This is a genomic window from Reichenbachiella sp. (assembly GCF_039969095.1).
In the GTDB taxonomy this organism is placed as follows: Bacteria; Bacteroidota; Bacteroidia; order Cytophagales; family Cyclobacteriaceae; genus Reichenbachiella.
The window spans coordinates 545,053-558,311 of record NZ_JBDVOL010000015.1; the positions used below are offsets into that span (position 1 = coordinate 545,053).

At 39.5% G+C, this 13,259-nt stretch carries 6 protein-coding genes; all 6 read left to right on the top strand.

Annotated features, from left to right (window positions below; translation table 11 throughout):
* The first annotated feature begins 21 nt into the window (after window positions 1-21).
* Complete coding sequence (locus tag ABJH98_RS17600) at window positions 22-1,836, top strand: RagB/SusD family nutrient uptake outer membrane protein (protein WP_348309091.1); 1,815 nt, start codon at window positions 22-24, stop codon at window positions 1,834-1,836.
* A 150-nt stretch (window positions 1,837-1,986) separates the two neighbouring features.
* Entirely contained in the window at window positions 1,987-4,341 is a 2,355-nt protein-coding gene (locus ABJH98_RS17605; protein ID WP_348309092.1) for a GH92 family glycosyl hydrolase, read from the top strand.
* Window positions 4,342-4,422: 81 nt separating this feature from the next.
* Window positions 4,423-6,123 carry a hypothetical protein gene (locus ABJH98_RS17610; protein WP_348309093.1) on the top strand — a complete coding sequence of 567 codons (1,701 nt, stop codon included), beginning with the start codon at window positions 4,423-4,425 and terminating at the stop codon, window positions 6,121-6,123.
* 3 nt (window positions 6,124-6,126) lie between these two features.
* Window positions 6,127-7,446, top strand: a complete 1,320-nt coding sequence (locus ABJH98_RS17615) for an alpha-L-fucosidase (RefSeq protein WP_348309094.1) — start codon at window positions 6,127-6,129, stop codon at window positions 7,444-7,446.
* Window positions 7,447-7,515: 69 nt separating this feature from the next.
* Window positions 7,516-11,553: a two-component regulator propeller domain-containing protein gene (locus ABJH98_RS17620; protein WP_348309095.1), complete on the top strand. Its 4,038-nt coding sequence runs from the start codon at window positions 7,516-7,518 to the stop codon at window positions 11,551-11,553.
* 119 nt (window positions 11,554-11,672) lie between these two features.
* On the top strand, window positions 11,673-12,998 hold the full coding sequence (locus tag ABJH98_RS17625; RefSeq protein WP_348309096.1) for a sugar porter family MFS transporter: 1,326 nt from the start codon (window positions 11,673-11,675) through the stop codon (window positions 12,996-12,998).
* The last annotated feature ends 261 nt before the right edge of the window (window positions 12,999-13,259 follow it).

Genomic DNA, 13,259 nt, shown 5'->3' on the forward strand with positions numbered 1-13,259 from the left:
CTTATTAATAAAAAATATATAATGTCACTGGTACTACTGACTTTGTTCGGTACCAGTTGCGAGGACTTTTTGGATGAGAACTCGGTTTCTTATCAGACTACAGATAATTATTACGTTACTGAGCAGGGATTCGAAGATTTGGTTCGCTCAAATTATACTAAGCTTAGAGAAATACACAAAGAGCGCGATTTAGTATTGTTGGGAACCGACTTGTTTACAGGTTTATCATGGGATGAAGCAGGTAGTGGAAACCAGGGTAATGAATTAAATGCTTATGACGCTCGATTTACCCCTGATGTGAGCGCTGCTACGAATCTATGGGATTTGCTTTATAATCAAATTTCTAGGACAAATACAGCGATCTCCAGACAAGGAGATATTGAAGGAATGGACGCAAAACTACTCGCTATCAGAGTTGGAGAGGCTAAATTCCTTAGAGCTTATGCTTATTTCTATGCCGTACAACAATGGGGAGATATCCCAATGCCATTGGAAGAAGTTACTACTGCCAGTAGAGAAGTGATCAAAGTATCTGCCGAGCAGGTTTACGATCAAATTATTCTCGATCTGGAAGAGGCAGAAGCTGTTTTACCTACTCAAAGCAATACGGATTATGGTAGAGCAACTAAAGGTGCTGCAAGGTTTCTTTTAGCCAGAGTTCACTTGACGAGGGGCTGGAATTTCGACAATTCGCTCGGAGGAAGTCAGGCTGATTTTGACAAGGCTCGTGAATATGCTGATATGATTATAGCTGATTATCCTTTGGAGTCAGAATACAAGAATTTGTTTCCGCTTCACGCTGAGAACCCATTGGAAGAAACTTTCCCTGCACAGAATGATAAAAATCCAGAGATAGTTTTTGCCGTACAGTATAGTGACAATATTTTAACCAATGGTAGTGACAACGATGAGCCTAGTGAATATCAACTAGGTAATGATTACCATTCTATTTTTGGTGGCGATGCGCAAGACATTCCTGGGTCGCTAGGAAGAACGGGAGATTATAATGCCTACGGTTCAAGGTTTCGTTATATCGTTACTCCTGCTACCTATAGATTGTTTGATCCGACGCTAGATACCAGATACCATCACAATTTCAATGAGGCCATGTATGCTTTGAGTGATGTGGCTGATTTTGTGCCTGATTTAGATAATCCGGGTACGACTATCAATATTGCTACAGGAGATACGGTACTTTATTTTCCTCCATGGAACAGCCCAGCTAGCAATGCAGATAAAGGCATGGACGTAGGAGGCAGCAAGCCTTACGCAGTATTGAATTTGGACGAAATCGGTATCAATGCAGTTACGCCTTATCATAAGGAGGATATGACTCCATTGATGTGGAAGTTTTGGGAGCCAGGCCTTCCTTACGATGAAGCGCAAGGAACATTCGATCTTGCCCTGTTCCGTTCTGCTGAAGCTTACTTGATTGCAGCAGAAGCGATTCTGAAAGGGGCATCAAATGGCGACCTTGGAGGTGCTGAGGCTTATTACAATACAATAGTTGATCGAGCACTTGGAACTAATGCTGGTAGCAACCCACTGTGTGCAGCACAACCAGCCAATCTAGCTTCAATGACAACAGTATCCTACAGAGCAAGCGGAAACTTGGATATTGATATGATCTTAGATGAGCGAGCAAGAGAATTGTTGGGTGAATATAGCCGATGGTTTGATTTGAAAAGAACGGAGAAACTGATTGAGCGTACTTCATCGATGAATCCTTGGACAGCAGAATTAGGAAATATGTCGAATACGCACTACTTACGTCCAATTCCTCAGAAGGAAGTGGATAGATCTATTCCTACAATTTCTCAAAATGATGGATACTAAATCGCTGTTGCGAAAACAAAACGAACAATAGGTTTTGGGTATATAGTTGAATTATAAAGGCAGGACATTTAGTGCCTGCCTTTATTTACTCAGCTAATTATTACCCATTAGCAACGTAGTGTCAACTTTCATAACAACAATTTTATGAGTATGAATAATAAAATGTTATATATCCAAATGATTGTTTTCCTCATGCTGGGCGCTTTGAGCTCGTGCATAGAGAAAGCAAAAACAAAGGATAATTTCCCTCAAACCGTATCTCTATCTGATTTGGTGTATCCTACGCTTGATACAGAGAACTCCCGATGGTTTTACTTTTCGTCAGCGAGCAGACCATTTGGAATGGTAAACCTGAGCCCTGATACTGAAATTGACGGCGCATGGGGAAGTGGATATAGATACAACACGGATACAATAAAAGGGTTCAGTCATATTCATGCCTGGCAAATGTCGGGTGTTTCAGTGATGCCAGTCACAATTACCGAAACTAACCAAAACACCATTTATGAAGATTTTTCTTCCAAGTTTAGCCACCAAACCGAAAAAATTTCACCTGGATATCATTATGTAGAACTAGACAGGTATCTGATCACATCAGAATTGACCAGCACGACACGTGTTGGATTTCACCAATATTCATTTCCAAAAGGTCAAGACGCAGCTGTATTGTTTAATCTTAATACGATGCTTGGACCATGCGAAAATTTCAATGGTGAGTTAACTAAAGATAGTAATAGAGCGCTTTCGGGTAAAGTAGTGATGAAACCCACACATCGGAGACCTAAGCCATTCACTGTTTTCTTTAAAGTAGAACTGAATACCGATATTGCTTCTATAGATAAAGATGAGAAGACCGGCAACTATTTGGTTAACCTCACTAATCCTGAAAGTGAAGTGCTAATGAAAGTAGGGATCTCTTATGCATCTATTGATAATGCCAGCAATAACATTAAAGCGGAACTTCCACATTGGGATTTTGATGAAATAGTTTTTCAATCCAAAAAAGTATGGAATGGTTTGTTGGGTAGGATTAAAGTAGAAGGAGGGTCAGATACTGATCAAAAAAGATTTTACACAGATCTATGGCATGCACTACAAGGGAGAAGAATCATAAGTGATGCCAACGGAGCATATCCTGACAATACGGGATCGGAATTTAGAGTTGGCCAATTACCAGTTGATGAGAATGGAAAACCTAAATTCAATCATTACAATTCCGATTCGTTCTGGGGAGCGCAATGGACGATCAATACGCTCTGGGGACTCGTGTATCCAGAAATCAAAAGAGACTTTGTATTGTCACTTTTGCAATATCAAAAAGACGGCGGTTTGGTGCCCAGAGGACCGTCAGGAGGAAATTATACTTACGTCATGACAGGTTCTTCTAGCACTCCTTTTATTGTAAGTGCCATTCAGGAGGGTTTAATCACGGAAGATTTAGAAAGTATCTATCAAGTATTGAAAAAGAACCATATGCCAGGCGGTATCATGGAAAAGGCCGGTTACGAGCACAACACCAATTCTGGTGGAGGTTTCAAATACTATGTAGAAAATGGCTTTGTACCTTACCCTATACCTGAAGGAAAATTTGGAGGGCATCAGGATGGAGCAGGTCTTACAATGGAATACGCCTATCAAGATTGGACACTAGCACAACTGGCTAAAAAATTAGGCCATAAAGACGATTACAACTACTTCTTAAAGCGTTCCGAAAACTTTAAGAACGTCTACGATGCAAGTACAGGATGGATGCGTCCAAAAAATGTAAAAGGTGAATGGCATGAAGATTTTGACCCTTATCAGCACAGAGTGGGATTTGTAGAGGCCAATAGTGCCCAAGCCACTTGGTTTGTACCGCACGATTTGCCAGGACTGGCCAAGCTGATGGGAGGCCAGGAGCAAGCTGTGGAAAAACTAAACAATCAATTTGTTACTGCAAGCGAACTGGGTTTTACCGCAGGCACCTCGCACGATTTGGAAGAACATCCTGAATACCGAAAAATCCCGATTAACTACGGAAATCAGCCATCTATTCAGACCGCTTTTGTTTTCAATAAAATAGGCCGTCCGGATCTTACCCAATACTGGTCGCGTAGTGTGGTTAAAAAAACGTTTAGTGGGTTATCATCATCGTCTGGGTATAATGGAGATGAAGATCAGGGGCTCATGGGGAGCTTGGCTGTGCTAATGAAAATAGGATTGTTTCAGATGAATGGTGGCGTGGATGAAGACCCGGAATATCAAATTGGAAGCCCCATTTTTGATAAAATTAGCATTGAGCTAAATCCAGATTATTATGCTAATTCTACATTCGTCATTGAGTCATTAGACAATAGCGATACAAATGTTTATGTGGAATCTGTGACAATAAATGAGCAACCTGCAGAAGGAAATGCGATCCGTCTCAGTCAAATCACAAAAGGTGGAAACATGGTACTTCAAATGACTGATGATTCCAATAAGAAAGCTCCAATTAATACAGCTCAAATCAACTCTGAACTGTAAAATAGAATTATTGTAGCATTTTTCTTATTCACCAAAAAATGTGATTGGGGATTCTTAACCCCGAAGAATTATTAAATATTTATGCCAGTAAAAAAAATATTAAAATTTTTATTAGGGATACCAATGGTTGTTCTGCTGTTATTGATAGTATTCAACAACAAGCAACTCAAATCGCAGATTTTTGGCGCGATAAAGTATCGTGATTTTGAGATAACTCCCGGGAACATCGCTGTTCCCTATGAAAGGACGCTGGAATGGAAAAAGGAATCGGCTTTTGCGGATAGTATATGTCAGGTCTTTGCAGATCTGCCCATCACCAATGAGATGCTTTTGAGAAAAGGTAGTACCACCCGGATTCTCTTGGCTAGATTGATGCTGAAGCAAAACGTACCAGAGGTCAATGAAATCATAAAAAAAATGACCGTTTGGGGAAATTGCGGTTCTTCATGGTCTATGAACCTCAAGGGGGACTATGATTTTCCATTGACCATCCTCACAACGATTTTCTGGAAATTTGGCGACCAACCTGATCTCATCTATCCTGAAACCAAAGAACATTTATTAAATGTGCTACTTTCAGAAGATGGAGGCAATTTCAGCTACACTACGCCCAAAACCTTGGGATTGTTGTTCGAAACTGAAAATCATATGCTAATGACTGAGGGTTCCAGATACCTGAAAAACAGATGGATCAGGCAGCATGGAAATTCAGACAGCTATTATGACAATGTGCAGAATGGTATGGAAGAAAAGCTTTTATCCTTAATGGGTGAAATGAAAATCAATGGGCTGTATGAGTTCAACTCCATTCCGTATCTAGGCTATACCATCACTGCTCTACTCAATCTGGAGGCATTTGCCTCGGAAAAAGTCAGCCAAACGGCCAGAGACGTGCTTGATTATATCAACTGGAGCTATGCCCTTAGTAGCCTCAATTTGAAGCATTATCCTCCTATGCGCAGGAGATACGAAAAGGCAAATATAAAGGAACTCACCTCTGATTATCACTCAGCATTTATTAAATCCTGGCTGAGCTATTCTGAAATTGGGAATTATGACAAAAATGTGGGTGCGGGTGGTCGACATGCTTTGATGGGAGCATGCATGCCTTATCGTCCGTCTGATCGATTTGTGGAGATGCTGTTTGAAAAAGGGAATGGTTATTTCGTTCGTCAGGGACATGGCCCAAAAGCGTGCCCAGAGATTAGCTCAGCTGGAAAAAAATTCCTAATCAGTGCTGGAGGAGTAAACAGGGGTAAAAAATCGCGAATCGTCGCTAGACCAATTTGCTTATTCCTAGATGATACATCAGATCATCTTTCAGAAATTTTTCACCTCTCAGGCCCAGGGGATAATTTCATGAAATGGAACAATACCGGAGTATATAAAAACTTTGCTTGTGCAGCTGGATCCGTTATCGTTCCTGAACATATGCAGGCGGTTGCTCAATCGGGAAACTGGTCGCTCTATTCTGGTGGCAAAGGTGTGACAATCGTCACATATGCTGCAGATAGCCTAGGAATAATGACAGCATTTGAAGAGGTAGATTCTTCTGCAATTTTCGAAGAAATAGTAAAAGAAAATTCTAATCCTGAGTTATTGAAAAGTCAATTCAAATTTCCCAATGGTTTATTGCTGAAGTACAATGTAAAAGCAAAAAAGAATCAATGGGTCATGGTGTCTGAAAATGATCAAAAATTAAACAGAAATTTTGATTCCTGGCCATTGATTGAAGGAGAAATATATAAGGAGGATGATGAAAGAGATTTATTAAGAATTTAAAGTATGATCAAATACAAAAAATACGCATTAGTGGTTTTAATGAGTTTAGTAAGCCTGTCGGTTTTTAGTCAGCTCAGAAACAAGCCAGAATTGAATGAAGAATTCATGGATATGGGCTTCGGCATCTTTATACACTGGAGTATGGATTCGCAGCTGGGCAGTGTGATTAGTCACTCGATGGTCGGTGCTTCGGAAGATTATGTTGACCGCTACATGAACGAGCTACCCAAAACGTTTTATCCAGATAAATTCGATCCAGACGAATGGGCCAGATTGTTCAAACTTACGGGTGCGGAGTACGTCGTATTCACCGCCAAGCATCACAACGGGTTTTGTATGTGGGATACAGAAACTACCGATTTCAATATTATGAATACGCCTTACGGCAAAGACATCGTGGGTATGTTGGTAGAGTCACTGAGAAAGTATGATTTGAAAGTGGGACTTTATTTCTCTCCCGAAGACTTTAGTTTCATTTATAAACAGGGTCATCTGATATCCAGAAAAGGTCCCATGACGCAGGTGACAAAAAATGAAGAGTTATTTGAGTATGCTAAAGATCAGGTGGATGAGTTATTCACCAATTATGGTAAAATAGATATTGCTTTTTTTGATTCCTTTTCAAAAGGCAACCTGGTGCAGTATGTCCATGAAAAATACCCAGATATTGTCATCACCAGAGGAGAAATGAATACCCCTGAGCAAAAAATCCCAGATGCGCCAATGCCAGGCCCTTGGGAGACTTGCATGACTATGGGTACCCAATGGGCTTACAAACCTACCAACGAGGAGTACAAAGACGGTGGTGATTTAATCAACAAATTGATAGAAATCAGAGCCAAAGGAGGCAACTTTTTGATGAATGTTGGGCCCAAGCCTAATGGCGAAATTCCAATCGAGCAGGAAGAACGCTTGCGTGAAATTGCACTTTGGATGTTCATCAACAACGAAGCGGTAAAGAATGTTAGAACCGTGCCAAGTGTCATCAGAGAAGGTGACCTATGGTACACCAAAGCCAAAGATGAAAATACAGCTTACGTTTTTATTACTAATCAACCGGAGTGGTTTAAAGGAAGGAGACGATTGTTTTTTACTGAAAGTATAAAACCAACAAAAAAGACGGAGATATCAGTTCTAGGACAAAATGATTTAGTGGTAGAATATTCACCAAACAATAATCCTAAGTCAAAATTCAAAGTTCAGGAGAATGGCAATCTACAATTATCAATCACCAGAGCGCATCGGGTATATAATAATAAAATCTGGCCAAATCCTATTGTAGTCAAGCTGACAAATGTAGAGTTTGTAGAAAAGGATAAATAAATCACCCATATTCAATCATTTCTAATACAATGAAGAAACCACTAGATTACTGGATGTAAAAATCTGCAAATGAGAAAAAGCATAGTCATATCTCTTTTATTGATCATTTCAACTTTGTGCGCTGAATCTCAGAGTATAAAATTTGAGCACTACAATGATAAGGATGGACTATCCCACAATTCAATCAGACATATTGTTCAAGACAATCAGGGCTTTCTTTGGCTAGGTACTTTTTATGGACTCAACCGTTTTGATGGGTTTCAATTTCAAAACTATTTGAGTTTTGATCAAAGTATTAATAGCATACAAAATGATGATATTACGGCCTTGTCGCTTGATAGTGCTACAAATAGTTTGTGGATTGGTACACGTGAGGGGTTGTCTCATCTACAGATAGACACGCATGTATTTACGACCTATTTGTCAGATGAAACCAACCCAAATGGCTTGCCGGATGAAGAAATAAGGTCGGTCTATCTGGATAAATTTAAGCGTGTTTGGGTGGGCACAAAGGATGCCGGACTTTATTTGTTTGAGCCAGACAAAAATACGTTTACCAAAGTACCGTTGGAGGGCTTTAACTATGTAAAGGCAATTTATGAAGATTCGAAAGGCAATATTTGGGTAGGTGCTTATGAAACGGCCGGATTGGCTAAAATCAAACTTGGCAGCACAGGAATCATTTCAGAAATCGAATATTTCACTTTGTCGATTCCGGGCTCTTCAGCGATTAATCCTTATTTGAATTTCGTGTATGAAGATGAAAAGGGTGATGTTTTTGTAGGAACCCGAGAGGGACTGTATAAGTTTGATAAAGCCCTCAATACATTCGTGAATTTGCATATTGCTAATAACGAGGTTAGGGAAAAATTGGGTCCCTATTTTTTATGTGTAGCACAAGCCCCAGATGGTAAGTATTGGCTGGGTACGCTAGGTGGTTTGCTCGTTTGTGATGCACTGGAAGACATAAAAGAAGGAGATTTTCAATGGCATTATTCAATATTGTCTGAAGATAAGTCTCTGGTCGATAATTTGATTTCGGCGCTTTACTTCGATCCATCAGGTGTCTTGTGGATTGGCACGGAGGAGGGCCTGGACAAGTACGATCCGTACGAAAATCAATTTAAGATTAATAAGGACATCTCTAAATACATAGATAATCAGGCGCCTCGAATCAGAGGGTTTTCTAAGACTAGCCAGAATGAAGTTATTGTGGCGACCCGGCACAATGGACTATTCATTTCAGATCATGGCGATTTTGTGCCGCTTTTGAATAAAAATTATGACATAGCCAGTATTTATTCTCATGACGGAGTCCTCTTTTACGGTGGTCTTTGGAATGGGAAAATATTGGTCTATAACCATCTTAATAAGCAGTCCAAAATAATTGACGTTGGATTTAAAAAGTCACCCATTTTTAGTTTTGTAGAATTCAAGGATCAGTTGGTGGTATGTACTTTTGGAGAGGGTGCTTTGCTTCTCAACAAGCACACCTTCAAACCTTCAGTGCACCTTCTTCCAGGTATTGATATCAATAAAGTGACCATGGATACTAATCAAAACCTGTGGTTTGCTACTGAAACGGGAGTGGTCAGGTATAATGTAGAGAATAGGGAGTCCATACATTACAACGAAAATGTTGAGACGAAGAATGGCCTACCACATGCCAATGTTAGTGACGTTATCATCGACTCCCGAGGATTGATATGGGCTGCCACCAGAGAGGGTTTGGCGGTTTTTGACCCAAAAATCAAAACTTTCAAAACGATTTCAGAACCTAAAGAATTAAATGGTAAATGGGTTACGGATATTGTAGAAGATGCCAGTGGATATTTATGGCTGAACATGAACAACAACAACATCGCCAGATACGATGTAGATAAACACATCACTAATATTTATCATGTGAATAGTGGAAACAGGCTGGATGTATTTAGTTCTAGCGGGTTCTACAACTTTGATAACTCAAAAATTTATCTCGGAGGCAAAAATGGAGTGATCTACTTTTCTCCTCTAAATATTGAGGAAAACGAGTGGTCTTCTAAGCCAGTGATAACTGAGTTCAAAGTAAATAATGAATTGGTATTGCCTGGACTTAAATTAAATGGACAAATACCTCTTTTAAGAGATTTGAACTATTCTAGAAGTGTAAGTCTTCAATACAACAATCGAAATTTCTCTATTCAGTTCTCTAATGTCTCATTCAGCAACCAACGACTGAATACGTTTGAGTATATGCTAGAGGGGTTTGATCGTGGCTGGATTGAAACAGGAAGCAACTCAAGGACTGTGCAGTACACCAACTTGATATCAGGTGACTATACGTTTAAAATTCGATCCAGAAATAACGATGGAAAATGGAGTGAAGTCTCTTCCTATGATATCATCATATTGCGTCCTTTCTGGGCGAGCAATTTGGGGATAGCGGTAATTTTTGTGTTGCTGTCTTTAATTATTTATTTCACTAGGCGACAGATTAAAGAGCGTATTAGCCTGAAACAAGCCTTGTTGACAGAAAAGGTGCAAAGGGAAAGAGACGAAAAACTCAACAATGAAAAGCTGAGATTCTTCACCAATATTTCGCATGAACTAAGAACACCACTATCGCTAATTTTGGGGCCAGTAAAGCAAATTTTGGAGCATGAAGGAAGTAATGAATTCACAAAAAACAAAGCCAACCTGATCAGTCACAGTACTAATAGATTGTTGAGGTTAGTCAATCAAATTCTTGATTTCAGAAGAGCTGAAGCTGGAGAGATCAAGTTGAATGTTTCTCAGGTAGACATCTTACCCAACACAAACGATATTTTTTATTCTTTCATAGAATTAGCACAGTCAAGAAATATTAATTTCAATTTTAATGTAGAAGATGAGTCGCTGGTCTGCTGGATAGATGTAGATAAGTACAATAAAATACTATACAATTTACTTTCTAACGCGCTGAAGTTCACCAGTAGCCACGGCCATGTAGATTTGTTTGTCGGGGTAAAAGAGAATGATTCAAAAACGCTCCTGATTGAAGTGAGTGATGATGGTATTGGAATTCCTGAAGAAAGCCAAGAGAAAATATTTTCTAGGTTCTACCAAGCCAACAATAGTAAGGAAAGCACTACAGGTACAGGAATAGGTTTGTCCTTGGTGAAGTCGCTAGTGGATATTCATAAGGGTCGTATATCTGTAAAGAGCTCTACCAATTCAGGAAGCATATTTACGGTAGAGCTGCCGATGTCAAAAGATGCATTTGAAAGCAGTGAGATCTCAAGCTTTATCGCAGAAAAACCCAACACTTTGAGTTTGGCTTCTTCGAAAAACCTGAAACCTTTGATCGCCCAAGTGACACCCAAGTCTAACACAGACGTGAAGTCCACCGTGTTGGTCATAGATGATAACTCAGAACTTAGAAATTACATCATCGAATTTCTTTCGGAACATTACAAAGTATACGGAGCTGAGAATGGAAAAGAAGGCTTGGAGCTATGTCGTAAAGTGAAACCAGTGATATGTGTGGTGGATGTGATGATGCCTATCATGGATGGTTTTGAATTTGTGGAAGCACTAAAAAGCGATGAAAAAATAAGTCACACTGCCGTAGTATTACTTACAGCACTGGGAGAAAATGAAAATAAGATCAAAGGATATAAAATCGGGGTGGATGGATACTTGGTCAAGCCATTTGATCCTTCTTTATTGAAATCAAGAATAGATAATATCATTAATCTCCGTCTGGATCTCAAGCAGCAGTTTTCTGATGAAACAGAGAGCGATGTGATCAGCTTGGCGCATTCACAATTGGATATTGACCTCATTTCAAAAATAAAGGAGATCATAGAAGCTAACCTTGGAAATCCTGATTTAACTCCTGCATTTCTATGTACAGAATTAGCACTTAGTTCGTCAAAGTTGTACAGAAAAATTACCGAGCTCACCGATATGTCTCCCAATGAATTCATCAGAACCATACGATTGAAAAAAGCGGCTTACCTATTAAAAAGTAAAAACTATAATGTCTCTGAAGTAGCCAACTCAGTAGGGTTCAATGACCCCCTATACTTTAGTAGGCGGTTTAAAAAGCAATTTGGTTATTCACCAAGTGAATTGATAAAATAACTAGATATGATTATCAAACAGAAATTTCAGATTGGTGCCACATGGATGAGTAAGTAAGCCATTATACGATTTAAACTTTACTTCACAGTTGTCAATATTTCATATACAAAAACAATAAAATGCAAAAAAACATACTTTATTATTCCATCGTAGTGGCGATGGCCGGATTCCTTTTCGGGTTTGATACAGTAGTCATATCTGGAGCAAATCTACCTATCAAAGAGGCTTGGAATACCAGTCCGTGGTTTCACGGCACATTTATTATGTCCATGGCACTTTGGGGAACTGTCGTTGGTTCATTGATGGGAGGTATTCCTTGCCAGAAGATTGGTAGAAAAAACACACTGATATGGGTGGGTGTGTTATATTTTGTTTCGGCACTTGGGTCGGGACTGGCACCAGATCCTTATAGCTTTTCTTTTTTTAGATTTATTGGAGGGTTGGGTGTAGGAGCCTCAACGGTTGCCGCACCTACATACATTTCTGAAATTTCAACAGCCCAAAACAGAGGTAAATTAGTTGCACTATACCAATTCAATTTAGTGCTTGGGATACTTATCGCTTTTATTTCCAATTACTTGTTGAAAGGATTCGATGGTGCTAATGATTGGAGATGGATGCTTGGTGTAGAAGCCATACCAGCAGCGATCTATGCGGTATTTGTTTTCTCTATACCAAAAAGCCCAAGATGGCTGGTCCTGGTGAAAAAAGATTTGAAGGCAGCGAAAGAAGTGCTTGAAAAGATAGGCATTGGAAATGTAGAGGAAGAAATAAAGAAGATCAACACACCAGAGACCGAAGGGAAAGCAGAAAAATCCTTTTTATTGAAATACAAGACACCATTGATACTTGCTTTTTTAATCGCGTTTTTCAATCAGCTTTCGGGTATCAACTTCGTCCTGTACTACGCACCAGAAATCCTAGAGATAGCTGGCCTGGCGGCTAAAGAGTCTCTCTATAATTCGATAGCGATTGGCGGCATCAATCTTGTTTTTACCATGCTAGGGATGGTTTTGATAGATAAAGCAGGCAGGACACAATTAATTGTATTGGGGTCGGTAGGCTATATTTTTAGTCTGAGTATGATTGCTATTTCGTTTTACTTTGAATTAGGCGCATTCATCTTACTGTGTTCCATATTGTTGTTCATAGCTTCCCATGCCATAGGCCAGGGCGCCGTGATATGGGTATTTATAGCAGAAGTCTTTCCTAATAAAATCAGAGCTTATGGTCAGGCGTTTGGTACAGGTACGCATTGGGTTTTTGCAGCACTTATCACCTTATTAGGCCCTGTGGTGATAGATATGTTCAGAATTAACCCTTGGCCCATATTCCTATTTTTTGCGTTCATGATGGTGCTCCAGTTGATTTTCGCAGTGTTCTTCATGCCAGAAACAAAAGGAAAAACACTAGAAGAATTGGAGACTGAGCTGTCTGGTCAATGATTTATTTGAGCTGGATGTCCCGTTAGCAACTAGGATGATATTGGTAATTTCAATAACTAATTAGTTATTCCAGCTATCCTATAAAGATTGGGTAAATAAAAAAGGAAGCCTTTTGGGCGACCAATAGCGCGCGTTTAGCTTTTTCAGCGTAACGCGTGCAAAGTATGGCTGAGAGCAAAGGCCTAAACTTGAAGAATTTTATATTTTACAGGATGTCTGAGAAATACAAATTCCATGATCCAACGGGTATCTATTTTGTGA

What these genes read in the sequence shown, in the direction of transcription:
- ABJH98_RS17600 (WP_348309091.1), top strand. Translation starts at nt 22, where the DNA reads ATGTCACTGGTACTACTGACTTTGTTCGGTACCAGTTGCGAGGACTTT.
- ABJH98_RS17605 (WP_348309092.1), top strand. Translation starts at nt 1,987, where the DNA reads ATGAATAATAAAATGTTATATATCCAAATGATTGTTTTCCTCATGCTG.
- ABJH98_RS17610 (WP_348309093.1), top strand. Translation starts at nt 4,423, where the DNA reads ATGCCAGTAAAAAAAATATTAAAATTTTTATTAGGGATACCAATGGTT.
- ABJH98_RS17615 (WP_348309094.1), top strand. Translation starts at nt 6,127, where the DNA reads ATGATCAAATACAAAAAATACGCATTAGTGGTTTTAATGAGTTTAGTA.
- ABJH98_RS17620 (WP_348309095.1), top strand. Translation starts at nt 7,516, where the DNA reads ATGAGAAAAAGCATAGTCATATCTCTTTTATTGATCATTTCAACTTTG.
- ABJH98_RS17625 (WP_348309096.1), top strand. Translation starts at nt 11,673, where the DNA reads ATGCAAAAAAACATACTTTATTATTCCATCGTAGTGGCGATGGCCGGA.